The 25,271-nt window shown below is 44.1% G+C and carries 24 protein-coding genes and 1 pseudogene; 17 read left to right on the top strand and 8 right to left on the bottom strand.

Annotated features, from left to right (window positions below; genetic code table 11):
- Nucleotides 1-101: 101 nt before the first annotated feature.
- The 8 genes and pseudogenes from ACERC5_RS03195 to ACERC5_RS03160 form a co-directional block, all read right to left on the bottom strand.
- A pseudogene (locus ACERC5_RS03195) lies at nt 102-1,491 on the bottom strand (transposase).
- A gap of 205 nt (nt 1,492-1,696) precedes the next feature.
- Nucleotides 1,697-3,121, bottom strand: a complete 1,425-nt coding sequence (locus ACERC5_RS03190; protein WP_373658372.1) for an NADP-dependent glyceraldehyde-3-phosphate dehydrogenase — start codon at nt 3,119-3,121, stop codon at nt 1,697-1,699.
- 63 nt (nt 3,122-3,184) lie between these two features.
- Nucleotides 3,185-3,454 (bottom strand): GIY-YIG nuclease family protein, encoded by a 270-nt coding sequence (locus tag ACERC5_RS03185; protein WP_373658373.1) that lies wholly within the window; start codon nt 3,452-3,454, stop codon nt 3,185-3,187.
- Nucleotides 3,444-4,190 (bottom strand): tRNA1(Val) (adenine(37)-N6)-methyltransferase, encoded by a 747-nt coding sequence (locus ACERC5_RS03180; protein WP_373660152.1) that lies wholly within the window; start codon nt 4,188-4,190, stop codon nt 3,444-3,446. Before ACERC5_RS03180 ends, ACERC5_RS03185 begins: the two co-directional genes overlap by 11 nt.
- Nucleotides 4,190-5,167 (bottom strand): polysaccharide deacetylase family protein, encoded by a 978-nt coding sequence (locus ACERC5_RS03175; protein WP_373660151.1) that lies wholly within the window; start codon nt 5,165-5,167, stop codon nt 4,190-4,192. Before ACERC5_RS03175 ends, ACERC5_RS03180 begins: the two co-directional genes overlap by 1 nt.
- 210 nt (nt 5,168-5,377) lie before the next feature.
- Nucleotides 5,378-6,121 (bottom strand): amino acid ABC transporter ATP-binding protein, encoded by a 744-nt coding sequence (locus tag ACERC5_RS03170; protein ID WP_373658376.1) that lies wholly within the window; start codon nt 6,119-6,121, stop codon nt 5,378-5,380.
- Nucleotides 6,114-7,679, bottom strand: a complete 1,566-nt coding sequence (locus tag ACERC5_RS03165) for an ABC transporter substrate-binding protein/permease (RefSeq protein ID WP_373658377.1) — start codon at nt 7,677-7,679, stop codon at nt 6,114-6,116. The genes ACERC5_RS03170 and ACERC5_RS03165 overlap by 8 nt, the downstream gene beginning before the upstream one ends.
- A complete protein-coding gene (locus ACERC5_RS03160; RefSeq protein ID WP_373658378.1) occupies nt 7,676-9,223 on the bottom strand; it encodes an ABC transporter substrate-binding protein/permease in 1,548 nt (515 codons plus the stop codon). Before ACERC5_RS03160 ends, ACERC5_RS03165 begins: the two co-directional genes overlap by 4 nt.
- A 359-nt stretch (nt 9,224-9,582) precedes the next feature.
- Between ACERC5_RS03160 and rapZ the strand changes: the two genes are divergently transcribed.
- The 17 genes from rapZ (at nt 9,583) to ACERC5_RS03075 (ending at nt 25,157) form a co-directional block, all read left to right on the top strand.
- Complete coding sequence (gene rapZ / locus ACERC5_RS03155; RefSeq protein WP_373658379.1) at nt 9,583-10,470, top strand: RNase adapter RapZ; 888 nt, start codon at nt 9,583-9,585, stop codon at nt 10,468-10,470.
- Nucleotides 10,467-11,438, top strand: coding sequence for a YvcK family protein (locus tag ACERC5_RS03150; protein WP_373658380.1), 972 nt, complete (start codon nt 10,467-10,469; stop codon nt 11,436-11,438). Before rapZ ends, ACERC5_RS03150 begins: the two co-directional genes overlap by 4 nt.
- A complete protein-coding gene (whiA, locus tag ACERC5_RS03145) occupies nt 11,438-12,352 on the top strand; it encodes a DNA-binding protein WhiA (protein WP_373658381.1) in 915 nt (304 codons plus the stop codon). Before ACERC5_RS03150 ends, whiA begins: the two co-directional genes overlap by 1 nt.
- A 60-nt stretch (nt 12,353-12,412) precedes the next feature.
- On the top strand, nt 12,413-13,333 hold the full coding sequence (locus ACERC5_RS03140) for a bifunctional riboflavin kinase/FAD synthetase (RefSeq protein ID WP_373658382.1): 921 nt from the start codon (nt 12,413-12,415) through the stop codon (nt 13,331-13,333).
- A gap of 56 nt (nt 13,334-13,389) precedes the next feature.
- A complete protein-coding gene (locus ACERC5_RS03135; RefSeq protein WP_018368637.1) occupies nt 13,390-13,803 on the top strand; it encodes a Spx/MgsR family RNA polymerase-binding regulatory protein in 414 nt (137 codons plus the stop codon).
- Nucleotides 13,796-14,074, top strand: a complete 279-nt coding sequence (locus ACERC5_RS03130; RefSeq protein WP_373658383.1) for a UPF0223 family protein — start codon at nt 13,796-13,798, stop codon at nt 14,072-14,074. Before ACERC5_RS03135 ends, ACERC5_RS03130 begins: the two co-directional genes overlap by 8 nt.
- Entirely contained in the window at nt 14,064-14,828 is a 765-nt protein-coding gene (locus ACERC5_RS03125) for an inositol monophosphatase family protein (RefSeq protein ID WP_373658385.1), read from the top strand. The genes ACERC5_RS03130 and ACERC5_RS03125 overlap by 11 nt, the downstream gene beginning before the upstream one ends.
- Before the next feature lie 70 nt (nt 14,829-14,898).
- Nucleotides 14,899-16,206: an RsmF rRNA methyltransferase first C-terminal domain-containing protein gene (locus ACERC5_RS03120; protein ID WP_373658386.1), complete on the top strand. Its 1,308-nt coding sequence runs from the start codon at nt 14,899-14,901 to the stop codon at nt 16,204-16,206.
- A gap of 80 nt (nt 16,207-16,286) precedes the next feature.
- The gene (locus ACERC5_RS03115; protein WP_373658387.1) at nt 16,287-17,147 is read left to right on the top strand and encodes a phosphate ABC transporter substrate-binding protein PstS; all 861 of its coding nucleotides are present in this window, start codon (nt 16,287-16,289) and stop codon (nt 17,145-17,147) included.
- A gap of 10 nt (nt 17,148-17,157) precedes the next feature.
- Entirely contained in the window at nt 17,158-18,093 is a 936-nt protein-coding gene (gene pstC / locus ACERC5_RS03110) for a phosphate ABC transporter permease subunit PstC (protein ID WP_373658388.1), read from the top strand.
- A complete protein-coding gene (gene pstA, locus ACERC5_RS03105) occupies nt 18,083-18,970 on the top strand; it encodes a phosphate ABC transporter permease PstA (RefSeq protein ID WP_373658389.1) in 888 nt (295 codons plus the stop codon). Before pstC ends, pstA begins: the two co-directional genes overlap by 11 nt.
- Before the next feature lie 118 nt (nt 18,971-19,088).
- On the top strand, nt 19,089-19,892 hold the full coding sequence (gene pstB, locus ACERC5_RS03100; protein WP_373658390.1) for a phosphate ABC transporter ATP-binding protein PstB: 804 nt from the start codon (nt 19,089-19,091) through the stop codon (nt 19,890-19,892).
- 8 nt (nt 19,893-19,900) lie between these two features.
- Nucleotides 19,901-20,659 carry a phosphate ABC transporter ATP-binding protein PstB gene (pstB, locus tag ACERC5_RS03095; RefSeq protein WP_373658391.1) on the top strand — a complete coding sequence of 253 codons (759 nt, stop codon included), beginning with the start codon at nt 19,901-19,903 and terminating at the stop codon, nt 20,657-20,659.
- A gap of 102 nt (nt 20,660-20,761) precedes the next feature.
- Nucleotides 20,762-21,415: a phosphate signaling complex protein PhoU gene (gene phoU / locus ACERC5_RS03090; RefSeq protein WP_018368628.1), complete on the top strand. Its 654-nt coding sequence runs from the start codon at nt 20,762-20,764 to the stop codon at nt 21,413-21,415.
- Between the two features lie 374 nt (nt 21,416-21,789).
- Nucleotides 21,790-21,966 carry a hypothetical protein gene (locus tag ACERC5_RS03085; protein WP_373658392.1) on the top strand — a complete coding sequence of 59 codons (177 nt, stop codon included), beginning with the start codon at nt 21,790-21,792 and terminating at the stop codon, nt 21,964-21,966.
- Entirely contained in the window at nt 21,953-23,929 is a 1,977-nt protein-coding gene (locus ACERC5_RS03080) for a hypothetical protein (protein ID WP_373660150.1), read from the top strand. The genes ACERC5_RS03085 and ACERC5_RS03080 overlap by 14 nt, the downstream gene beginning before the upstream one ends.
- Nucleotides 23,907-25,157, top strand: a complete 1,251-nt coding sequence (locus tag ACERC5_RS03075; protein WP_373658394.1) for an MFS transporter — start codon at nt 23,907-23,909, stop codon at nt 25,155-25,157. Before ACERC5_RS03080 ends, ACERC5_RS03075 begins: the two co-directional genes overlap by 23 nt.
- Nucleotides 25,158-25,271 lie beyond the last annotated feature (114 nt).

Raw genomic sequence — 25,271 nt, 5'->3', positions numbered from 1 at the left:
CAACAATTTGTTGCTTAAAGTCATCACTAAATTGACGACGGATTTTTCTAGACATAGAGTTCTCCTGTTTTCTTTAGTGTAGAACACTTTATAAATTCTGTCTAGTTTAGTGTAACCGATTCAATTTTTATCTTCCGAAACCCAAAAGCATTCCGTTTAATGACCTTGATAAGGTTGTTTGTCGCCGCTAGTTTAGCGTTTGAGTAAGGCAGTTCCAAGGCGTTGACAATCTTGTCTTTATTCTTTAAGAAGGTCTTAAAAACCGTCTGAAAGATGGGATTGACGCTCGAAATCGTCTCCTCGATCAGCCCAAAAAACTGTTCGGCTTGCTTTTCTTGGAAGTGAAACAAGAGGAGTTGATAAAGAATCGTAGTGTTCTCTCAGTTCTTGAGAATAGCCAAGCAGCTTAGCGACAATCTCCTGATTGGTCAAGTGCATGCGAAAGGTCGGGCGATAAAACCGTTTATCACTGAGCTTTCGACTATCTTGTTGTATCAATTTCCAGTAGCGTTTGAAGATCCTGTATTCATAGGATTTTCTGTCAAACTGATTCATTACCTGGACACGTAGCCTGTTCATGGCCCTGCTCATGTGTTGGAGTAAAATAGTCCAGTGGACTATTTTAGCCTTGGGCTAAGAAATTTGAAAGCGAGATGTGGAAACGAGCGAGGACGATTTTGGCGTTTGGGAGTGAAACAGTCTGGGGAGAGACTGTTTCAGCCCGAGCTTGAAAACGGGAGAGCGAGGGGGTTTAGCTAACTTGTAATACGGACTAAACATGTCCATGGTGATGACCTTGACACGGTTTCTGACCGTTCTAGAATAGCGTAGAAAGTGATTGCGAATGGTGGCTTGGGTTCGACCGTCTAGGATTGTCACAATGTTAAGCGAATCAAAGTCCTGTGCGATAAAGCTCATTTTGCCTTTCCTGCTTCAACTAGTCGCTTTTGTATTTTCAGGCTCCTACCTCAAACAGTCCACTGGACTGTTTGAGTCCCAATTCATGTTAGTTGGGAGGCAGGTCAAGTCTGTCTTGAACTGGAACTCCTTTAGCTTTCGGATAACGGTTGAGGTTGATACCGCAAGGCTCTCAGCGATAGCGGTCAGGGCTACTTTCTCAATCAGTTTCTGGGCAATTTTCTAATGAAGAATGACGGGAATCTGGTGATTTTTCTTGACCAAGGATGTCTCTGCGACAGCTATTTTCCCGCACTTTTGGCAGTGGAAGCGTCGCTTTCGCAAGCGAATGAGTGTCTTGTACCCTGCACACTTAAGATAAGGGATTTTGGATGGTTTCTGGAAGTCATATTTAGTCATCTGCCCCTGGCAATGTTGGCATTTTGGAGCAGGGTAGTCCAGCTTAGCGATGACTTCCTTGTGGCTTCTAGTGTCCACAACTTCCAAGNTAGCGATGACTTCCTTGTGGCTTCTAGTGTCCACAACTTCCAAGATAGTGATATTAGGGTCTTTAATTCCGAGTAGGTTTGTGATAAAATCCTCGCTTTTTCTATTTTAGAGCTCGGGAAGAACTAGTCACTCCCCTGACTAGTTCTTTATTCCATATGAGTCTTTCTAATGTGAATTTAGTCGCTTTTCATTATAGGTCATATGGGCTTTTTTCATACTCAAAAAGACTCCATAATCTCCGAGGTGGATTTAACCACTACAAAAATTATAGAGCCTCCTTTTTAAGTTATTATTCAATGTCAAACACAACTGATTTGAGAGTTGTCATGGCTTCGATAGAGTATTTCACCCCTTGAACACCAGCACCTGATTTTTTAGCACCCAAGAATGGGAAGTTGTCTGTTCCACGTTGCGTTTTGTTGTTGATATGAACGGTTCCGACTTCTAATTTCTCAGCGATATAGAAGGCACGTGGGTAGTTACGTGTGAAGATAGACGCCTGCAAACCATACTCAGACTGGTTGGAAATCTCGATTGCTTCTTCGATAGATTTGACACGCAAGAATGGCAGAACTGGCCCAAACGGCTCTTCCCAAGCCAAGCGCATATCAGTTGTCACCTTATCAAAGAGGATTGGGCAGATGAGGTTGCCATCGCGCTTGATGTCTGTCAAGGCTGTTGCTCCTTTGTCTGCAGCATCCTTAACCAAACCTTCAACAAAATCAGCAGCAGCGGTGTCAATCAATGGCGTGATATCCGCATCTTCTAACGGATCACCTATAGTCAATTTAAGCACTTGTTCACGCACCAATTCAGCCAACTCATCTGCAACGCTTTCCATAACAAGGACACGTTTCACCGCTGTACAACGTTGCCCTGAGTAACCAAAGGCACCAGCCACGATGTTCTTAGCTGCCACGGCAAGATCCGCATCTTCCAAGACGATAGCAGAGTCTTTACCGCCAAGTTCTAGCATGATTGGGCGCATACCCGCCAAGCGACCGATACGCTCACCGACTGGTGTTGAGCCTGTGAAGTTGATAAAGTTAACCGCTGGATGTTCAACGATGTAGTCACCGATGACAGAACCTTTACCAGTGATGGTATTGAAGACACCAGCTGGGATACCAGCTTCTACAAAAGCTTCAGCCAAAACAAGACCTGAAATAGACCCTTGGGTTGGTGGTTTGAAGGCAACCACGTTCCCTCCGATAAGGGCAGGGGCAATCTTAGAACCTGCTAAGTTGATAGGGTAGTTAAATGGCGAAATCGCTAAAACTAAACCAACAGGTTCGCGACGAACGACCGCAATTTTTTTCTTGCTGGCTGCTTCAAAGCTACCGCCTTCAAGCACTTCACCTGACAGGCGAACACCCTCTTCTGCGGCATAGCGAATAATATCTGCTGTACGAACAACTTCAGATACTGCTGATTTATAGCCTTTTGCTACTTCTTTAGCGAGGACCAGACCGATTTTTTCAGCATCACGCACCAAAATATCAGCGACTTTGTGTAGGTAAGCAGCACGTTCAACATAAGATAGGGCACGCCATGCTGGCAAGGCAGCACGGGCAGAGGCGTAAACATAATCAACCTCTTCAGGGGTCATGGCTGGCACTGAACCAAGTTCTTCACCAGAAGCTGGGGCATAGATTTTAATCTCGTTAGCGGATGTTTTCCATTCGCCATTGACGTAGTTTTTATACTGTGTCATAACAGTCTCCTTCCTTTTTATATACCCATTTTATCACTAGGAAAATTTTCCTGCAAGTTTCTGCTACGGTTTCCAAGTTTGCTCTTGATGAGCTAAGTATTCTAGCTTGGCTTGCCGTGTTTTGCGCTTAAAGAGTGCTTCAGCGGACTGGGCTTTTGACTTGCTGTCAAAGCTTTCGTGATAGACGAGCTTGACGGGCAGGCGTGCTTTAGTGTATTTGGCGCCTTTGCCTGCGTTGTGGGTTTTGAGGCGACGGTAAAGATCGGTCGTGTAGCCTGTGTAGAGGCTACCGTCAGCACATTCTAACACATACATGTAGGCTTTAGTGTCCATAGTAAATTGCTCGAATCTCATCAGTATAGTCACCATTGTCTTGATGAACAATCAGTGGTGGCAAAATCCGCATGCCCTCCAGCGAACCGTCTTTGATGGCCTCAATCAAGAGCATATTGGCTTCCTTGCCTGCTTTGGGGTAGATGAATTGGATGCGCTTGGGAGCCAGTTTATACTGCTTGAGGGTATCAATAATCTCCAGAAGACGGTCTGGTCGATGGACTAGAGCCAGTCTGCCGTTGGATTTGAGAGCTTGTTGGCTGACCTTGCAAATTTCATCGAGGTTGGTGGTGATTTCATGACGGGCCAGCAGGTAGTGTTCGCTGAGGTTTTTTTTGGAGGTCTCTGTAGCTTTGAAATAGGGTGGATTGCAGACAATCAAATCAACCTGCGATGGTTTGATGTGTTGCGTCAGGTTTTTCAGGTCATCGTTAATCACACTTACTTGGTCGGTCAAGTTGTTGAGCCGAATGGAGCGCTCAGCCATTTCCGCTAACCGCTCCTGCAACTCCACGAGGATAATCTGTGCCTGAGTTTGGGAGCTAGCAAAGAGACCAACTGCTCCATTACCAGAGCAGAGGTCAACGATGAGGCCACGGCTGGGGAGTTTTGGGAAGCGTGAGAGGAGGACACTGTCCACCGAGTAGTTGAAGACGTCGCGGTTTTGGATGATTTTGACATCAGTAGAGAACAGCTGGTCGATACGTTCGCCAGGCTGGATGGGGATAGTAGTCATTAGTGCAATACTCCAAACGTATAGCCATTATCCTTGTAATATTGGATAATGTGTGGCAGTGTTTCTAGGGTGAGGGTTTTATCTGGGGCATCGTGGAGAAGAACCACTTTTAACTGCTGGGGGGACTGTGGGTACTTTTCCAGTGACTTAGCGTGAAAGGCAATCATCTCATCAACAGTTTGAGGTCGACGATAAGTTGGTTCGGCATCCCCTAAACTGGCGTTCCAATCTAGCCAAATCAGACCTAAATCTGCGAGGCGACTGTGAGCAGCATCAAGCCCTTGCCAAGACAAGGCTCCACCTGGGTAGCGCCAGACGTGCGTTTGGAATTTCATCCCCAGGACACGCTTAAATGCCTTATCTGCTTGCTTGGCTTCAAAGGCGATTTGATCAACATTTGGGACACGACCAGGGTAGAGTAAGTCTAAATCGTGACTATAACTATGGAGTCCAATCGCGTGTCCTTCATTGATTTGTCTGTGATAGAGTTTTGCCTTGTCTGGAGTGACCTCAGAACCAATTGGGAAAAAGGTCGCATGTACCTGATGCTCTTTAAGAAGATCTAAGACTCGTGGTGTTATGTCATGGTTTGCACCGTCATCAATCGTGATAAAAACAAGCGGTTGACCATCATAAGGCTTATCTCCCTTGAGATAGGCCTGAATATCTTTGATATCATAAGCATAGTCGTTGGCAGCGTAATTATGGTTATGTTGTGGCATGAGTTGAGTGGGGTCAGAGACGGTTGGTGCTTCTGAACTGGAAGCAGATGTTTCTGTTCCTTCTGAACTGGGAATAGGTTCAGTTGATATTTCTGAGCTGGAAGAAGGTAAGTCTGCAGAGGTACGGGAATTGACAATTACTTGTTTGAAGAGTGCTGGTAGACTTTGCTGACGGGTGACAAGGAGATAGCTGATGGCAATAACACCAATAAGATTAAGGGTAATTAAGCTGAGTTGTAAACGAGAGAACTTCACAAGATATCGACCTTTCTAAAAATCTCTATTTTTCATTATACTCTATTCTGCTGGAAAAATCCAAGATTATTCTGGTCAAGTAAATGCTGCTGGCATGTTGAACGACGACCCGGACGAGGGATGATATCATCAAATCATTCACGAAAAAGCTGGCAATAAGAAATCGCCTCGTCTCAGACGCGAGGTGATATTGTTGTTTTATCTATTTTCTTAGCTCCCCAAGAAGCGTTGTAAGAACTCTTTTGTGCGTTCTTCCTGAGGGTTCTCAAAAATCTGCTGAGGTGTGCCTTCTTCCGCAATCACACCTTTATCCATGAAGATGACACGGTCAGAGACTTCTTTGGCAAAGGCCATCTCGTGGGTTACGATGATCATGGTCAAGCCAGAATGTGCCAAGTCTTTCATGGTTTTGAGTACTTCGCCGACCATTTCAGGATCAAGGGCTGAGGTTGGCTCATCAAAGAGGATGGCTTCGGGGTCAACAGAGAGGGCACGGGCGATAGCGACCCGTTGTTTTTGTCCACCTGAGAGCTGTTTGGGCTTAGCTAGCCAGTACTGCTCGCCCATGCCGACTTTTTCAAGATTGGCTTTGGCGATGGCCTCGGCTTCTAATCGGTCACGTTTGAGGACGGTGGTCTGGGCGACGATGGCATTCTCTAAGACATTGAGGTTGTCAAAGAGATTGAAGGACTGAAAGACCATGCCGACTTTTTCTCGATAGGTGTGAAGGTCAAAGTCAGTGTCTGCAATATTTTTGCCATGGAATAAAATATCCCCAGCTGTCGGTTCTTCCAAAAGGTTGATGGAACGCAAGAAGGTGGATTTTCCAGAACCTGACGAGCCGATGATGGAGATGACCTCCCCAGCTTGTACCGTCAGTGAAATGCCTTTGAGCACCTGGTTCTGTCCATAGAATTTTTCAAGTTGTTTGATGTCTAAAATTGGCTTAGTCATGTGTCCCTCCGATTGATACGGTCATACCTCCTGTGTAGTCATCAGCATCCAAGCGCTGCTCAAGGTGGCGCAAGAGACGAGTCACAGTGTAGGTTAAGATAAAGTAAATGATAGCGATTAGGGTAAAAGTCTGGAAGTATTGATAGGTCTGTGTGGCGACCGTATTTCCAGAGAAGTAGAGCTCCACCACTGAAATCACATTGAGTACAGAGGTGTCCTTAATATTGAGAACGAATTCATTACCGATAGCAGGTAAGGTATAGCGAAAAACCTGTGGTAACACAATTTTTGTCATGGTTTGGCCATGAGTAAAGCCAAGCGCAGTTGCTGCCTCGAATTGTCCCTTGTCAATAGCTAGAATGGCTCCTCTGATGGTCTCACTCATGTAGGCCCCTGTATTGACAGCTACGATAAAAATTGCTACCCATGTCCGGTTTAAGTCTACCCCAAAAGCTTGGGCAGTGCCGTAGTAGATGACCATAGATTGAACAATCATCGGGGTCCCTCGAAAGACCTCAACATAAATGGTAATCAACCGTCCCAGTAGCCCTTGCAAGATAGCTAGTAGGGGGTGATTGGCTTTAGGAGCTGTACGGAAAGCACCGATACCGTAGCCAATGCTAGTACCGATAACGGTGCTTGTAATGGCGATGAGCAAGGTCATGGCTGTACCACTAAGAAAGGTTTGCCAATTGTCCTTTAAAATCTGTCGCATCTGCTGGATAAAATTTGGTTGGCTATCGGCGTCGGTCTCAACCAATGGTTGCCAAGGGACAACTTGATCCATCAGTGCTTGTTGGTCTTTAAGGGTATTGGCCAAGACCTGATTGACGGTTGCTTTGAGTGTATCATTGCCTTTTTGGATTCCAATTGCTAGGTCGACATCAGAGGCGCTCACCTCAAAACCATCTTCGGGAACAATCATTTTGAATTCGGGTGAGGCAACTTCGGCGGCGATACCATCAGGGCGGTCAGTCACATAAGCATCGATAACACCAGAAAGGAGAGCTTGCCGAATCTGGGTAAAATCCCCCATGGCTGTTTCTTGGTGGGCACCCTTAATTTGTGAGATAAGGTCATAAAGGTAGGTCCCTTGTTGGGAGGTGATAGCTGCTCCTGCAAAATGGCTGAGCTGCTTAGCTTGAGCGTAAGGGCTATCTGATCGAACAACTAAGACAGGTGCTGAGCGGTAGTAGGTCTCTGAAAAATCAATTTGTAAGCGACGTTCGTCAGTCGGGCTCATACCGGCGATAATCAGGTCAACCTTGCCAGAAGTAAGAGCAGGAATCAGACCTGTAAAGCTGGTTTTAACCACAAGGGGTTTCCTACCTAACTGCTCTGCTATGGCTTTAGCGACCTGAATGTCGTAACCGTTAGCGTATTGATTGGTGCCTTCAATGGGAATAGCACCGTTGCTGGCATCTGATTGGGTCCAGCTAAAAGGAGCGTATGCGGCATCAGTTTCGATGCGCAAAAATTCATCATCAGATGCACTGCCTTTGACGGTTAATAAAGGTAAAAGCAGGACAAGGAGTAGTGTGATAACATGTTTCTTCAATAATTGTTGACTCCTGTGGTATATTCATCCATGTCCATCCGCTTTTCGATGGCGCGTAAGATACGGGTCACGGTAAAGGTCAAGATGAAATAGATGACCGCAATAACCGCAAAGGTTTGGAAGTATTGGTAAGTTTGTGTAGCGACGGTATTTCCAGAGAAATAGAGTTCGACTACGGAGATGACATTGAGGACAGAGGTATCCTTGATGTTGATGACAAATTCGTTCCCTGTTGATGGCAGAATGTTACGAATGACTTGTGGAAGAACGATTTTTTTCATGGTCTGGTGATGGGTAAAGCCAAGAGCGGTCGCCGCCTCGAATTGCCCCTTGTCCACGGCGTGGATACCACCGCGAACAATCTCACTCATATAGGCTCCTGTATTGATAGAGACGATGAAAATGGCAGCGAGAGTTCGGTCAAGGTTGAGACCAAAGGCCTGGGCGGTACCATAATAGATGACCATGGATTGAACAATCATTGGGGTGCCACGGAAGATTTCGACATAGATGTGGATGAGCCAGTTGCCGATTTGCTGGGCAAGGCGGGCTGCCTTGTTGATCGCTCTTGGTGCGGTACGAAAGACCCCAATCGCAAGACCAATCATTGTACCGAAGATGGTGCCTAAGATAGAGATGAGCAGGGTCATGCCTGTTCCGCTAAGGAGAGCTTTCCAGTTGCCTGTGAAAATGTTCCAAGCCTGATTGAAGAAGGAAACTTTCTCCTCGATAATTTCTTCTATGGGTTGGAGGGGAATCATACTGTCCATGAGCTTGGTCTGCTCTTCAGCTGGGAAATCTGCTAAGGCTTGGTTGACCAATTCGCGGTTTTTATCGCCTTTGCGCATACCAATTGCCAGAGCGACATCGGACTCGCTAACTTCAAACCCTTCCTTGAGAGAGACCATGGTGAAGTCTTTAGAGGCCAATTGGGCCGAAATTCCATCTGGTCGCTCAGAGACATAGGCGTCAATAATCCCAGACTGGAGAGCTTGGCGCATTTGACCAAAATCCCCCATGGCAGTCTGCTGGGAGACGCCCTCAATCTGAGAAATAAGGTTGTAGAGGTAGACCCCTTGCTGGGAGGTCACCCTCGCCCCTGCAAAGTCAGCTAGACTGGTCGCTTTTGCATAGTCGCTGTCCGTGCGTACGACAAGGACAGGCTCGGAAGTGTAGTAGCTCTCTGAAAAGTCGATTTCGAGTTTTCGCTCTTCGGTGGGACTCATGCCTGCGATGATGAGGTCGATTTTGCCAGATGTCAGGGCTGGAATTAAGCCAGACCAAGAGGTTTTGACGATGACCAATTTTTTGCCCATCCTGTCAGCAATTTTCCTGGCGACTTGGACATCGTAGCCGTTGGCGTATTGGTTGGTGCCATCAATTGGGACTGCACCGTTGCTGTCATCACTTTGGATCCAGTTAAAGGGAGCGTAAGCTGCTTCCATGCCGACTCGTAGGACATCTTCTTCTGCCAAAACAGTTGTTGATCTGGTGTTAAAAACCAAAAATAGAGCTGTTAGGCAGGCCAATAGATATTTTTTCATACATACTCCTTTAGATAATGTGCTGACCATTTTACACTAAATATTCAGAATTTTCAAGGTGTTTTTGTTTTTTATTTTGGAAAAAAGCAATAACGATAACTTTGGAATTCTAACCCGTGTCGCAGCTAACACGGCTTCATCAATTCATATGCTCGTCTCACCGAAAATGGCTAATAAGTTGTTAACAATTCTGACAGCTGAATAGATGATTGTCTTGCTGGTAGAGGGGGTGTTGGGAGAATAACGGTTCAAGCCTATGGATGAGTCAAAGTTGATGCACCTTGTCCTGTCCTTTAAGGGGTCTTTGTGCTATAATAAACGAAACGAAGGAGTAAATCGTTAAACAAAGGAGAGTTCAGATGACCAAACCCATCAAATTAGTTGTCGTTACTGGGATGAGCGGTGCGGGGAAGACCGTTGCTATCCAGTCTTTTGAAGACTTAGGCTACTTTACCATTGATAACATGCCACCTACCCTTGTTCCAAAGTTTTTGGAGTTGGTTGGACAAACCAATGATTATGACCACGTTGCTCTAGTCGTCGACATGAGAAGTAGGCAGTTTTTTGCTGAAATCACCCAGATGTTGGATAGTTTAGAAAGCAATGAGCAGCTTGATTTCAAAATCCTATTTCTAGACGCGACAGATAGTGAGCTTGTTTCACGGTACAAGGAGACCCGTCGTAGTCACCCTTTAGCAGCGGCTGGTCGAGTTCTGGACGGGATAAAGCGCGAACGAGAGCTCTTGGCGCCACTTAAAAGTTTCAGTCAGAATGTGGTGGAGACCACAGAGATTACGCCTCGTCAGTTACGACAAACCATTGCAGAGCAGTTTGCACAAGCAGATCAGCAGGGTCAGTTTCGTATTGAAGTCGTGAGTTTTGGATTCAAGTATGGCTTGCCTATCGATGCTGATTTGGTATTTGATGTGAGATTCTTGCCAAATCCTCACTATGTTCCGGAATTGCGAGAGCAGACTGGATTGGATCAACCTGTTTTTGACTATGTGATGGCTTCTCAAGTATCTGAGGATTTTTATCATAACTTGTACCGTCTGATAGCGCCGATTCTACCTGGTTATCAAAAGGAAGGCAAGTCCGTTTTAACCATTGCAATCGGTTGTACGGGAGGTCAGCACCGCAGTGTTGCTTTCGCTCATCGTTTGGCGGCAGATATTGCCAAGGAGTGGACCGTCAACGAGAGTCACCGAGATAAGGATAAACGAAAGGAGACGGTGAACCGGTCATGAGAAAGCCTAAGATAACAGTTATTGGCGGTGGAACAGGCATTCCGGTCATTCTCAGTAGTCTCCGTCACGAAGATGTTGACATCACGGCCATTGTTACCGTAGCTGATGACGGAGGATCATCGGGTACCCTTCGGCAAGATATGCGACTAGCACCGCCAGGAGATTTGAGGAACGTGTTGGTAGCGATGAGTGACATGCCAAAGTTTTATGAGAAGATTTTTCAGTACCGTTTCCAAGGACAAAATAGCCTATCGGGTCACCCACTAGGCAATCTGATTATTGCCGGTATTTCAGAAATGCAAGGGTCCACTTACCAAGCCATGCAGATTTTGACCAAGTTTTTCCACACGACAGGCAAGATTTTTCCTGCTAGTGAGGAGCCCTTAACCTTACATGCCGTTTTTACCGATGGTCATCAAGTATCTGGCGAGAGCCATATTGCTAATTACCAAGGGACAATCGAGCGTGTCTATGTTACTAATACCTACAATGAACAACAACCGACAGCCAGTCGAAAAGTTGTTGATACGATTATGGATAGCGATATGATTGTCCTTGGACCTGGGTCACTATTTACCTCAATTTTGCCTAATTTGGTGATTCCAGAAATCCAACAAGCCTTGATAAAGACAAAAGCTCAGATTACTTATGTTTGCAACATCATGACCCAGCGAGGAGAGACAGAGCATTTTAGCGACAGTGACCACGTGCGAGTTCTTGCCAAACACCTAGGTGATGGTGTGGTGGATACGGTTCTTGTAAATATCGCTCCAGTGCCACATGACTACATGGTGTCTCATCGTTTTAATCAGGATTTGGTGCAGGTAGAGCATGATTTTGAAGGATTGCGACAACAGGTTAAACGGGTAATTTCGTCAAACTTTTTACGTTTGGAAAATGGCGGAGCTTTTCACGATGGGCACCTAGTGGTTGAGGAACTGATGACCTTATTGGGAGCGAACTACTGATGACCTTTACAGCCAGAGTGAAAGAAGAAGTATTAACCAGTACAACCGCAGACAAGTACCAACTCGCTGCCATGATGAAATTATCAGGGAGTCTGGGCTTAACCAGCCAAGGTCTCAGGCTGACCTTGACCACTGAACAGGCAAAAATTGCTCGCCACCTGTATGAAATGATTGAGCAGTTTTATGCCATTCAGCCTGAAATCCGCTACCACACGCGCTCCAATCTCAAGAAAAATCGTGTTTATCAGGTGGTTTTAGAGACAGGAGTAGAGGCGATTTTAGCCGATTTACAGCTAGCAGACAGCTTTTTTGGTTTTGAGACTGGCGTATCATCAACCATCTTGACTAATGATGGGGCTGGACAGTCTTACCTGCGAGGGGCTTTTTTGGCAACAGGGTCACTGACAGACCCTGAAACAGGCAAGTATCAATTGGAGATTTTTTCGGTTTACCAAGATCATGCTGAGGATTTGGCGAGCCTGCTTCAAAAATTTATGCTTGATGCTAAGGTCATTAACCATAAAAACGGCACGATGACCTATCTCCAAAAAGCTGAAGACATTATGGATTTCCTCTTGGTCATAGGTGCTGTTGATGCTAAAGATAGGTTTGAAGAAGTCAAAGTTTATCGCGAAACCAGAAACGATCTCAATCGCGCTAATAATGCGGAAACTGCCAATATTGCACGGACTATAACCGCCAGCATGAAAACAATCAATAACATCAGCAAAATCATTGAACGAGTGGGATTAGATAGCTTGCCTCTTGACTTGCAGGAGGTCGCTCAAAAGAGGATACAGCATCCGGATTATTCCATTCAGGAGCTGGCAGATAGCTTAGAAACTCCCTTGACCAAGAGTGGTGTGAATCATCGCTTAAGGCGACTTAATAAATTTGCAGAGGACTTGCACTAACATCTCAAAAGGTGAGCTATTTTTATCTGACTATCGCTGACTTGTGTTACAATAAATGCTATGGATATTTTTAGATTAAAAACCGACCAAGAGTTGATTGTGGATGAACCAGTCGTCTTGGTTTTAGGATATTTTGATGCCCTTCATTGTGGACATAAGAAACTTTTTGAAGAGGCAAGAGCCATTGCACAGGCCAGACAGCTAAAAGTTGCTGTGCTGACCTTTTATGAGTCACCAAAATTAGCTTTTGCCCGTTTCACGCCCGACTTGCTCCTGCATGTGACCTATCCTGAGAAGCGCTATGCCAAGTTTGCAGAGTATGGTGTGGATCAGCTTTACTTGATGGACTTTACGAGCGATTTTGCCAGAACTAGTTCGGCTGAGTTCATTTCCCGCTACATTGAAGGCCTGCAAGCCAAGGTCGTTGTTGTCGGATTTGATTACCATTTTGGACATGATAAAAGGCCAGCCGATGACTTAAAAACAGCGGCTTCCTGTGAGGTAGTCATTGTGCCTGAATTACAAGATGATGGTGAGAAAATCAGCTCAACCCGTATCCGTCGCGCCATTTCAAAAGGACATATCGAGACGACCAATCGTCTTTTGGGTTATGAATTTTCAACCCGTGGCATTGTGGTACATGGCGATGCTAGGGGGCGAACCATGGGATTTCCGACCGCTAATTTAGCACCGATCGACCGAACCTTTTTACCTGCTGATGGTGTCTATGTGGCGGATATTCTGGTCAAGGGCAATCGTTACCGCTCTATGACAAGCGTCGGTAAAAACGTGACCTTTGACGGTCAAGACCTACGTTTAGAGGCTCATCTGTTTGATTTTGATGAGGACATCTATGGTGAAACCATTGAAATTCTTTGGCTGAGCAAAATTCGTGACATGATTAAGTTCGATTCTGTTGAAAAGTTGGTTGAACAGCTAGAATTTGATAAAAAAATCTCAAAAAACTGGGAAAAAGTATAGAAATTTGAGCAAAAAACTTGTATAATGGAAGTGACTATGTTACAGGGGATAAAAGTATGTTAACACTATTCATCTCTCCCAGTTGTACAAGCTGCAGGAAGGCAAAAGCTTGGCTAACCAAGCATAAGGTCCCTTTTCGGGAACATAATATCATTACCAGTCCTCTGTCACGTGATGAGTTGATGACGATCCTCTCACTCACTGAAAACGGCACGGAGGATATTATTTCAACGCGGTCAAAAGTTTTCCAAAAGTTGAATATTGATGTTGATGAGCTATCCGTTTCAGAACTGTTGACCCTCATTACGAAAAACCCAAATCTCTTGCGTCGTCCAATTTTGATGGACAAAAAACGAATGCAGATAGGATTCAACGAAGATGAGATTCGTGCCTTCTTGTCTCGGGATTACCGCAAGCACGAACTAAAACAGGCTACCATTAGAGCGGAGATTGATCGGTATTATGACTAAACAATACACTTATCCTATTGATTTATCTTGGAGCACTGACGACATGACCGCAGTGCTTCATTTTTTAACCATGGTTGAAGATGCCTACGAGGATCAGATCAAGGTGACAGACTTTCTAAACAGCTATGCTATGTTCAAGACTGTCGTCAGGTCTAAGAGTGAAGAAAAGAGACTTGGACGTGAGTTTGAGCAGGTCAGTGGCTACTCCATCTATCGAGCGGTGAAAGTCGCCCAGGAAAAAGGAACGGGGGTACTGCGACTTGAACGATAAGTTTATTTTTGCCCAGCAACTCATTCGTCAGGCTGGACTTCTGATTAAAGAACAGATGGGGATTGAGATTAAGGTTGAAACCAAATCAGTAGCAACCGATCTGGTGACCAATGTTGACAAGGCGTGTCAGCAATTTTTGGTTGATTCGATTCAAGATAGGTACCCTAATGACCATTTTTTAGCTGAGGAGGACAACCTAAAAACTAACCCTTCTAGAGGCGCAGTCTGGGTCATTGACCCTATCGACGGAACAGTTAACTTTGTGACCCAGCAGCAGGACTTTGCAGTGATGTTGGCCTATTTGGAAGATGGCGTCGGACAGTTTGGATTGATTTATGATGTCATGGCAGACAAGCTGTACAGCGGCGGCAAAGGGTTTCCTGTAACCTGCAATGGGGAGGTTCTGCCCTTGATGGGTGGAGGCTTGCTCAATCAGTCCGTAGTCGCAAGCAATACCCGTCTTTATGCCCAAAACGCCTATCATCTGGCAGACTTGTTCAATCGCTCACTAGGTGTTAGAAATTATGGCTGTGCTGGTTTGAGCATGGCGCGTGTGCTAGCTGGTCAGATCTGGGGCTATGCCTCTTACCTCTGTCCCTGGGATTATTTAGCCGCTGCCATCATGGGAGAAGAGTTGGGCTATCTCCTTGAGACCTTGGATGGGTCAAAATTAGATATGCTCAGTCGACAGTCGGTCATCTTTTATCCGGCACAGGAGCAGTTGGATGTCAAAACAATTTTGACAAGGCAATAAAGCACTGATACTCTCTACTTTCGAGCTAGGGAGTTTGCTTTTGTTTACCCTTGTGTAGTATAATAGACTCATGACATTACCAAATGATTTTGTTGAAAAATATCGAGCCTTACTAGGTCAAGAGGCAGATGAGTTTCTGGCGAGTTTTGAAGAACCAGCTGTTTCTGCTTTTCGTGTCAATCCATTAAAGGAAGCGCAAAAACGCTTTTCCAATCCGATTCCCCAGACACCTTGGGGCTACTACGGTAAGATTTCTGGTAAATCAGCTGAACATGTGACAGGCTTGGTTTATTCGCAAGAGCCAGCTGCTCAGATGGTGGTTCAGGTTGCAGGCATTAAACCGGGGATGTGCGTGCTTGATTTAGCGGCGGCGCCAGGTGGAAAATCGACCCATATCCTCTCTTATCTGGGCAACACAGGCTTGCTTGTTAGCAATGAGATTTCGACCAAACGGAGCAAGGTTCTGGTCGAAAACATTGAGCGTTTTGGGGCGAGAAATGTGGTTGTTACCAATGACAGTGCAGATCGTTTGGCAAGAATTTTTTCAAACTATTTTGACCTTATCGTCTTTGACGGTCCCTGTTCAGGAGAAGGGATGTTTAGAAAAGATCCCGCTGCCTGCCAGTATTGGCATAACGAATATCCAGTCACCTGTGCCAAGCTGCAACAGGCTATTTTACAGGATACCATTGATATGCTGGCACCTGGGGGGAGGCTAGTCTATTCAACCTGTACCTGGTCACCTGAAGAAAATGAAGCGGTCGTTTCTTGGCTGTTAGAGACCTATAACTTTTTGAAATTGGTTGATATTCCGAAAATAAACGGTATGTCAGCGGGGATTGAGCAAGAGCAGACCGCTAGGATGTATTCCCATCGTTTCAGGGGTGAAGGTCAATTTGTCGCGGTGTTAGAAGACACACGCTCTTCTGAGCGCCAACGTATTAAGCCTGAGAAAACTAATCTGACCAAGCAGGAACATCAGCTCTGGCAAGATTTTGCGAGACAGCATTTATTTGTTGAATTGGACGGTGTTTTGCAAACCTTTGGTGAACAACTCTATCTGTTACCACGTGACTTGCCAGCTCTAAAAGGTGTAAAAATTGCGCGCAATGGTTTGCATTTAGGGACGTTTAAGAAAAATCGATTTGAACCTAGCTTTGCGCTCGGTCTTGCCCTAAAGCCTAGCGAAGTCAAGCAAACAGTCAACATCAGTGATGAAGCATTTGAAGATTATGCTCGTGGTCTAACGGTGACACTTTCTGAGCCCCTGCTAAATGGCTGGTATCAACTTGTTGTCCAAGGAAATGGTCTAGGTTTTGCAAAAGTTGTTGGTCAAACAATAAAAAATCATTTTCCAAAAGGGCTTCGTCTTCACTAACCTCTATACAAATAGAGGGAGACTATGGTATAGTATAATGGAAGTGCTACAATTTGTACCACGCTTGAAAGGAAATTATTGTGAACAAAAAATTGTTTAAGGGACTGGCTGTTGCCCTCTTTGGTCTCAGTCTGTCAGCTTGTGCCAAATGGATTGACCGTGGAGAGTCAATTACAGCTGTAGGTTCAACAGCCTTGCAACCTTTGGTTGAAGCAGCGGCTGATGAATTTGGCTCAACAAATATTGGTAAGACCATCAATGTTCAAGGTGGTGGTTCCGGTACAGGCTTATCGCAGGTTCAGTCAGGAGCTGTTCAAATTGGCAACAGTGACCTCTTTGCAGAAGAAAAAGACGGCATCGACGCTGCAAGCTTGGTCGATCATCAGGTTGCTGTTGCAGGTCTCGCTGTCATTGTCAACAAAGAAGTGACGGTCGATGATTTAACTGTAGAGCAGTTACGAAAAATCTTTACAGGTGAGTACACCAACTGGAAAGAAGTTGGTGGTAAAGATTTAGAGATTTCCATCATCAACCGAGCAGCTAGTTCTGGTTCACGATCAACTTTTGATAGTGTTGTCATGGATGGGCAATCTGCCAAGCAAAGTCAAGAACAAGACTCAAACGGGACGGTGAGGTCGATTGTCTCTCAAACACCAGGAGCGATTTCTTATCTTGCTTTGTCCTATTTAGATGATTCAGTCAAAAGCTTAAAGCTCAATGGTTATGCAGCAACAATTGATAACATTGCGACCAATAAATGGCCACTGTGGTCTTATGAACACATGTATACCATGGGAGAGCCAACTGGTTTAACCAAGGAATTTTTGGATTACATGATGACGGATAAAGTGCAACAAGGAGTTGTTGTAACAATTGGTTATATCCCAATCTCAGAGATGAAAGTCATCAAGGACGCTAATGGTCAGGTCACCCCTAAATAAAGGAGACGTTGTGAAAAATCAAGAACTTGCAAAAAAATTGCTATCGTCGTCAAAAAATTCACGCTTAGAAAAATTCGGCAAGACAATTACCTTTGCCTGCTTGGCACTGATTGTATTTATTGTCTTTATGATTTTAATTTTTGTTGCCCAAAAAGGCCTGTCGACATTTTTTGTGGATGGCATCAATCCGATAGACTTTCTCTTTGGTAAGGAGTGGCAACCCAATGTTAAGGGAGACGATGGCAAGCCCTTAATGGGTGCCTTGCCCATGATTTCAGGGTCTTTTATCGTTACCATTTTGTCAGCGCTTATTGCAACCCCTATCGCCATCGGTGCGGCTGTCTTCATGACGGAAATTTCTCCCAAGTATGGCACTAAGATCTTGCAACCGGTTATTGAGCTTTTGGTGGGTATTCCATCTGTTGTTTACGGTTTTATCGGTTTACAAGTCGTTGTACCATTTGTCAGAAGCATTTTTGGTGGAACTGGTTTTGGTATCTTATCAGGAATTTTTGTCCTCTTTGTCATGATTTTGCCAACAGTTACCTTTATGACCCTAGATAGTCTAAAAGCTGTTCCTCGTCACTATAAAGAAGCTAGTCTCGCCATGGGAGCGACACGTTGGCAAACTATTTGGCGTGTTATCCTCAATGCGGCTCGCCCAGGTATTTTTACAGCTGTTATTTTTGGTATGGCACGTGCCTTCGGTGAGGCGCTGGCAATCCAGATGGTAGTTGGTAACTCGGCTGTTATTCCAACCTCACTGATCACCCCTGCCTCAACCTTGACGTCTGTATTGACTATGGGGATTGGTAACACGGTTATGGGAACCGTTCAAAACAATGTGCTCTGGTCTCTAGCATTGGTTCTTTTGGTCATGAGTTTAATCTTCAATATGATTATGAAATTGATTACGAGAGAGGGTAAGAAAAACTATGCACGCTAAACAGATTAACAAGCTGATGACAGGAGTTCTGTACACCATTGCAGGACTTATCGTGACTATTTTGACCGCTCTCTTACTCTTCATCCTGCTGAGGGGGCTACCTCATGTCAACTGGCAATTCTTAACAGGGAAATCCTCATCCTATCAAGCAGGCGGTGGTATTGGTATTCAGCTCTACAATTCATTTTTCCTGCTGGTTATTACCTTGCTCATCTCGGTTCCTTTATCCATGGGAGCTGGCATCTATTTGGCAGAATATGCCAAAAAAGGCTGGTTGACTAATTTTATTCGAACCTGTATCGAAATTTTATCCTCTTTACCATCCGTGGTTGTCGGACTTTTCGGTTATTTGATTTTCGTTGTTCAATTTGAATATGGATTTTCTATCATTTCAGGTGCTCTAGCTTTGACTGTCTTTAACCTGCCGCAAATGACGAGAACCATCGAAGATAGTCTGCGCAATGTTCATCATACTCAGCGTGAAGCTGGTCTGGCATTGGGGTTGTCTCGCTGGGAATCGGTTATTTATGTCGTTATTCCGGAGGCTCTGCCGGGGATTGTTACTGGGATTGTTTTGGCTTCAGGACGGATTTTTGGTGAGGCAGCAGCACTTATCTATACTGCCGGACAATCAGCTCCAGCACTTGATTGGAGTAACTGGAATGTGTTGAGTGTCACCAGTCCGATTTCAATTTTTCGCCAAGCTGAAACTCTGGCGGTACACATCTGGAAAGTTAATAGTGAAGGTACCATTCCGGATGCTATTCAAGTATCAACTGGTTCAGCAGCAGTTTTGCTGATTTTTATCTTAATCTTCAACCTCTCTGCTCGCTACATTGGTAAGACGCTTTACAAGAAACTAACATCAGCAGAGTAAATAGACATTAAGCTGTTAAAACCAAATGGTAGACAGCACCGATGTCGTCTGTCACAACGACATACAAAAAAATAGGCTCTTAGAGGATGCTATCTTCTAACATTAAAAAGGAGACGATATGGCTGACTATAACTGGAATGAACGTCACATTATCACGTTTTCGCCAGAAACTGTTGCCTTAGAGACCAAAGATTTGCACGTTTATTATGGGCAAAAAGAGGCCATCAAGGGCATCGATATGCAGTTTGAAAAAAATAAAATTACAGCATTGATTGGACCTTCAGGCTGTGGGAAATCAACCTACTTACGTAGTTTGAATCGGATGAATGATACCATTGACATCGCAAAAGTGACCGGAGAAATCCTTTATGAGGGTATCGATGTTAACCGCAAGGACATGAATGTGTACGAGGTGCGCAAACACATCGGCATGGTGTTCCAACGTCCTAATCCTTTTGCAAAATCGATTTACAATAACATCACCTTCCCCCATGAACGAGCTGGTGTCAGGGATAAAAAAGTGCTTGATGAACTTGTTGAAACATCACTCAAGCAAGCAGCGCTCTGGGATCAGGTTAAGGATGATTTGCACAAATCAGCCCTATCCTTATCTGGAGGGCAACAACAGAAACTTTGCATTGCACGGGCAATCTCTGTTAAACCTGATATTTTACTTATGGACGAGCCTGCTTCAGCCCTTGACCCGATTGCAACCATGCAGCTAGAAGAGACCATGATGGAGCTGAAGAAAAACTACACCATCATCATCGTGACCCACAACATGCAACAAGCAGCGCGCGCTAGCGACTATACTGCTTTCTTCTATCTGGGTGATTTGATTGAGTATGACAAGACCTCTCAGGTCTTCCAAAATGCTAAATTGCCATCTACACGCGATTACATCACGGGTCGATTCGGATAGGAGGACGTATGACAGATTCTATTTTAAGCATCAACGATTTATCGGTCTATTTTGGTAAGAAAAAGGCCCTTAACGGTGTGAGCATGGATTTCAAAGAGAAAGCCATCACTGCGCTCATCGGTCCATCAGGCTCTGGAAAGTCAACACTGCTGCGTTCCATCAACCGCATGCACGATCTTAATCCTGAAGCAACAGTGACAGGTTCTGTAACTTACAACGGTCATAACGTCTACAGTCCACGGACTGACACGGTTGAACTACGTAAGGAAATCGGAATGGTGTTCCAACAGCCTAACCCCTTCCCCATGTCCATCTATGAAAATGTGGTCTATGGTCTGCGCTTAAATGGCGTCAAGGACAAGCAAGTGCTGGATGAAATTGTCGAGACCTCTCTAAAAGGGGCTTCTATCTGGGACGAGGTGAAAGATCGGCTACATGATTCAGCCATCGGTCTGTCAGGTGGACAGCAACAGCGGGTTTGTGTTGCAAGGGTTCTGGCAACCAGCCCTAGAATTATTTTACTAGACGAACCGACCTCAGCTCTTGACCCTATTTCAGCAGGTAAGATTGAAGAGACTCTCTATGGACTCAAGGATCAGTATACTCTTCTCTTGGTCACACGCTCTATGCAACAAGCGTCACGGATTTCAGAGCGAACAGGCTTTTTCCTTGATGGTGAGCTGATTGAGTATGGAACAACCAAGGAAATGTTCCTGAATCCAAGTGATAAACGAACTGAGGATTATATTACTGGTAAGTTCGGATAGTAAAAGTGTTAAGGCTGTCACCTCGTGTATTCGCCTGAACAACCAAACGCTAGAGGTATCTAAAGTGACCTTTAGCAAAGCAAAACAGAAAAGAGGTAGCGTATGTTACGTTCACAATTTGATGAAGAATTAGCAAAGCTCCATAATCAATTTTATGCCATGGGAACGGAAGTCTTGACCCAAATTAACAAGACTGTCCGTGCCTTTGTTAGCCATGATCGTGTCTTGGCAAAGGAAGTGATTGAGCAAGATGAAGTGGTCAATAATTTTGAAACCAAGTTGGAGAAGAAATCGCTAGAGATTATCGCACTTCAACAGCCCGTTTCGCATGACCTACGGACGGTTATCACGGTTCTCAAGGCTTCAAGCGATGTTGAGCGCATGGGTGACCACGCGTCAGCTATTGCCAAAGCTACCATTCGCATGAAGGGTGAGGAGCGCATCCCAGAAGTAGAAGCAGCAATCAAAAAGATGGGCAAGGCCGTTAAATACATGGTCGAAGACGCTCTTGAGGTCTACATGACTGGTGATGAGGAAAAAGCCTACGAAATCGCTGCGCGTGATGAGGAGATTGATTTGATGTTCAAGGATATTCAAAACTTAGCTGTTGAGCGTATCCGTGAGCAACCAGAAACCGTGTTCTCAGGCAAGGAGTATTTCCAAGTCCTGATTTACCTCGAGCGTATCGGCGATTACGCTAAAAATGTCTGCGAGTGGGTGGTCTACTTGAAGACTGGTAAGATTATCGAGTTGTAAGAAAGACAACGGAGGCAGGACAAACACCCATTTAGGGTAGTTGTCCCACTCCTTTTTTGTTCCTTGTAATTGTTGGGTGATTTTGCCGTTTATACCCGTACAATATCTCAGGTCGCAGAAGTTACAAAATTATAAAAAATCTGAAAATAAAGTATTGACATTCTACTTTTTTAGTGGCATAATATAACTAATTTTACAGCAAGGAGCTGTTGATATGACAAAATTTTTAAAGACAATTAACAAGAAACCTCTTGTTCAGCAGATTGAAATCACGACAAATGGTTGTCCGGTTTTGACCTTTGGTTGTTAGTTTTCTTTTTTTGCAGAGAGCTTCGGTTCTCTGTTTTTAACAATCTCACTAAGGAGCATAAAAGATGAAATTATACACAAATAACTGCACCTATGATGAAAAGGAGTTTTCAGGTCATTGGAATAAGGAACAGTTTAATACTGGAAATAAAGAGACTTCAAATACTTCTAAAAGTGATGAGAGACCAATCTTTTTTAAAAAAGCGAAAAAGAAAAATGGAGGTGATTATGGACAAAAATAGTTTTAAATTACGCCATATCGATGCGACAAAACTCCCAGTTTTTGGCTATAAAATCCATGTTTCTGCTACTTGGGAAAATTATCAAGATATCAAAAATATATTGATTCCCCTATTAGATGAGCAGCAGGTTGCTTATAAATATCTCAAGGACGACAAAGAAGTTTGGACAAACTTTTCTGTCAAAGAAACCATGGCGGAATCCGGTAAATTTTTCACCATCTATCCAGAAAACCATCAGCACTTTTTAACCTTACTTGATTGGTTATATGACGCCTTGCCTCGAGATTGGGAAGGGATTTATATTATGAGTGACCGACCCTATAAAGATTCCAAACTGCTCTTTTATCGCTTTGGGACGATTCGGCTAGACTTAAAGCATATTAAAGATGGTTTTCCAACGCTTATCGGTTCCAATCAAGAAGAGTGGCAAGATGTTCAAAGAAATTACTTTGATTTACCATCATGGATTGATGATATTCAACCTGATGACACGGTAGAAGACAGTTATTTGGGAAACCATTATCAGATTGACAGCATAAAAAAAGCTAGTAACGGGGGTAACGTTTACGCTGGTTGTCGTTTGTCAGATGGTCAAGCAATCGTGATGAAAGAAAGTCGACCACATGTGTTACAGCACGACAATCTTAAAAAAGAGTTACTCAGGTCTAAAGAATACGAGCAGGCTACACGTTTGAACCACTATGTTCCCAAAACCGTCGAAAAGGTTAAAGAATGGTTGAACACCTACTATATCTATGAAGAAATCATTGGTGAAGATTTTTACACCTACATCAAGTCCTACACTGTTTTTGCCTACCGTTCGGAAAACACAGATGATTTTAGGAATAATTTAGGACTTTTTCGTCATTTTTTAGATATGACCGATAAGTTGCTTGAACTTGTTGCCTATTTCCATCAGCAGAACTTGATTTTACACGATATTCACCCTGATAACCTCCTTATTGATGGAGCTGGTGAGTTGTACTTTGTGGATTTGGAGTACCTCTATCAAGAAGGAGATAAGCCTCTATCTGGCATCTATCACGACATTGCCCTAAAAGAGTGGAACGGGCTTGATGGCAAAGTGGCAGACTGCCATAAGGTTGCCAATCTCTTGCTTTATTGTCTGGCTCGTTTGCAGGTAAAAAAGGCTAGCGAGTTGAAGACTAACCTTAGGATTTTACATCACCTACTAGAGAACTACGGGATCAAGACAGACCTTAGGGGATTTTTCAGCTATTTACTCTCACCAAACGCCAATATCAAGACAGCAAGAAACCTGTTAAGGATGTTGAAAATGGATACAGTTCCTGCTGATTTCAGTTATGAATTGGATGCTACTGCTCTAAACAAGGAAGAGTTGACAGGGCCCTCCTTTTTGTCGCGTGTATCTTTGCTTAACGACACTTTTGCTATCTATCAAGTAAGTCTCGCCCAGAAAGAACTGTTTCGCTATCAAGTAGACACAGCTTCTCTTTATGGTTTGACGGGATTGCTGGGGAGTTTGATTTTACTTAAAGATGACTTGCCAGATGAGCTTCTGTCTTATGGTTTGGACAAGGTACAGTCAGCATTGGTCAAGACCACATCAGGTGAGGTCTTGTCTATCGGCAATAACTGTGCTTCACCTTATATTGACAAGGGGAACGCTGGTTACATTCAAGGACTCATGTACCTAGATAAAGAACGGTACTTGCTAAACATTATAAAGCTAGCCGATACTATTGACTTTGAGTTTGCTCAGAGACCGGGCTACAATGATGGCATGCTGGGAATAGCCGATACCTTGTTAGATGTTTATACTCTTGTGCCAGACATCAAATATCTCAACACAGCAAGAAAATTGTTGCTCAATACGAGTTTTTATGTCAAGTATGGACGAGTAGATGTGGATGAGTTTGCTCTTGTCCTAAAAAAATATCAAGACAAGGAGGCAACGCATGCTCAAACTCTTAAAAAATAAGTTTATTGCTGGTCGATTATTAGCCGCTAGTTGGCAAAATCTTGGTGCCAACATCTATAACATGGTCTTTGTGGTTTATCTGGCAACCGTTTATGATTCTAAATTATTAGTTGGCTTGGCTGACAGCATTGCTTATTTACCTGCACTCTTGTCCCTATGGCTTGGCTTCATGGCAGATAAAACCCGACAGAAGACAACATACCTCATCGGTCTTAGTGCCTTTCAAGGTCTTCTCTTTCTCTTGGTAGCCTATCTTGTTGGGTTTAAGCATTACGGAGTTGTTATGGCTGTTGCTTTTTTAAACATTTTTAGCGATACTATCTCTAACTATTTGCAATTTTTGCTCAAACCGATTTTTAAGCACAATGTTCCTGATGAGGAACTGGTTGCGACGAATTCCTTGTTTCAAGTGGTTGGTCTGACAGTTGTGCTATCGAGCCAACCGATTGGTGTCTGGCTCTTAGAAGTGACAAATAATAACTTTTCCTTTATTGCATTCATCAATGCCGTAACCTTTTTCCTATCAGCTCTGACCTATTGGAAAATCAGGAAACAGCTAAAGCACCAAGTGGTGTTTTCTGATACAAAGGAATCCGTCAAGGTGCAGTTGCATAAAATGTACAAGACAGCGGTTCATGTTTTTCAAAAGTCAGACGGGATAACCTTTTTACCGATGATTGTGCTACTTTTGATTGGAAATATCTTGTCCACCAGTTTTTTGACCCTGATGAATATCCAATTACTCGATGTTCCGATATGGCAGTTTTCGTATGCCCAATCCATTACAGCCATGGGGGTTGTCCAAATTATTGGTGCTTTGCTAGGCGGTCTAACGGTCAATCATCTGTTCAAGGACTTGAAGCTGATGACGATTATAACGGTTCAAAGTCTGAACATGGTTTTCCTTGCCTTATCAGGGATTGTTCAGTTGTCCTCTCTAATCATGCTTATGGGGGCTTTTGTCTTAGCTTTTATGGGGGCTAGGTCAGCTCCAATCTTAACAGCGACACTGATGCGTTACGTTCCAGATGAACAGCTTGGGCAGGTTGGGGCTTTCATTTCTTTTCTAGTCACTATTGCTATTCCTATCGGCAGTATCGTCTTTTCGTTTCTAGGTGCATATTACTTGGTGCTAGCTTGGGGTGTCTTCTTTGTTTTGGCAGCTATTCGCCTCTTTTTGGCAGTGAGGTTCACTGCTAGAACAACACTGCCTGCCTCTGATGTCTGATAAGGCTTGTGCTGGCTATCTGAATAAGAAAAAATCTAACGAGGATGGCTTGGCCTCGTTTTTTAGTTTATTTTTAAGAAAAATATGCTATACTAGAACAAATATTATATCTGT

Source organism: Streptococcus sp. E24BD (assembly GCF_041807825.1).
Classification (GTDB): domain Bacteria; phylum Bacillota; class Bacilli; order Lactobacillales; family Streptococcaceae; genus Streptococcus; species Streptococcus entericus.
This window is presented reverse-complemented; position numbering and strand designations above follow the sequence as displayed.

Excerpts from the sequence above, each read along its gene's own strand:
- ACERC5_RS03190 (WP_373658372.1), bottom strand. The coding sequence starts at position 3,121 with ATGACACAGTATAAAAACTACGTCAATGGCGAATGGAAAACATCCGCT.
- ACERC5_RS03185 (WP_373658373.1), bottom strand. The coding sequence starts at position 3,454 with ATGGACACTAAAGCCTACATGTATGTGTTAGAATGTGCTGACGGTAGC.
- ACERC5_RS03180 (WP_373660152.1), bottom strand. The coding sequence starts at position 4,190 with ATGACTACTATCCCCATCCAGCCTGGCGAACGTATCGACCAGCTGTTC.
- ACERC5_RS03170 (WP_373658376.1), bottom strand. The coding sequence starts at position 6,121 with ATGACTAAGCCAATTTTAGACATCAAACAACTTGAAAAATTCTATGGA.
- ACERC5_RS03160 (WP_373658378.1), bottom strand. The coding sequence starts at position 9,223 with ATGAAAAAATATCTATTGGCCTGCCTAACAGCTCTATTTTTGGTTTTT.
- rapZ (WP_373658379.1), top strand. The coding sequence starts at position 9,583 with ATGACCAAACCCATCAAATTAGTTGTCGTTACTGGGATGAGCGGTGCG.
- ACERC5_RS03150 (WP_373658380.1), top strand. The coding sequence starts at position 10,467 with ATGAGAAAGCCTAAGATAACAGTTATTGGCGGTGGAACAGGCATTCCG.
- whiA (WP_373658381.1), top strand. The coding sequence starts at position 11,438 with ATGACCTTTACAGCCAGAGTGAAAGAAGAAGTATTAACCAGTACAACC.
- ACERC5_RS03140 (WP_373658382.1), top strand. The coding sequence starts at position 12,413 with ATGGATATTTTTAGATTAAAAACCGACCAAGAGTTGATTGTGGATGAA.
- ACERC5_RS03135 (WP_018368637.1), top strand. The coding sequence starts at position 13,390 with ATGTTAACACTATTCATCTCTCCCAGTTGTACAAGCTGCAGGAAGGCA.
- ACERC5_RS03130 (WP_373658383.1), top strand. The coding sequence starts at position 13,796 with ATGACTAAACAATACACTTATCCTATTGATTTATCTTGGAGCACTGAC.
- ACERC5_RS03120 (WP_373658386.1), top strand. The coding sequence starts at position 14,899 with ATGACATTACCAAATGATTTTGTTGAAAAATATCGAGCCTTACTAGGT.
- pstA (WP_373658389.1), top strand. The coding sequence starts at position 18,083 with ATGCACGCTAAACAGATTAACAAGCTGATGACAGGAGTTCTGTACACC.
- pstB (WP_373658390.1), top strand. The coding sequence starts at position 19,089 with ATGGCTGACTATAACTGGAATGAACGTCACATTATCACGTTTTCGCCA.
- pstB (WP_373658391.1), top strand. The coding sequence starts at position 19,901 with ATGACAGATTCTATTTTAAGCATCAACGATTTATCGGTCTATTTTGGT.
- phoU (WP_018368628.1), top strand. The coding sequence starts at position 20,762 with ATGTTACGTTCACAATTTGATGAAGAATTAGCAAAGCTCCATAATCAA.
- ACERC5_RS03085 (WP_373658392.1), top strand. The coding sequence starts at position 21,790 with ATGAAATTATACACAAATAACTGCACCTATGATGAAAAGGAGTTTTCA.
- ACERC5_RS03080 (WP_373660150.1), top strand. The coding sequence starts at position 21,953 with ATGGACAAAAATAGTTTTAAATTACGCCATATCGATGCGACAAAACTC.
- ACERC5_RS03075 (WP_373658394.1), top strand. The coding sequence starts at position 23,907 with ATGCTCAAACTCTTAAAAAATAAGTTTATTGCTGGTCGATTATTAGCC.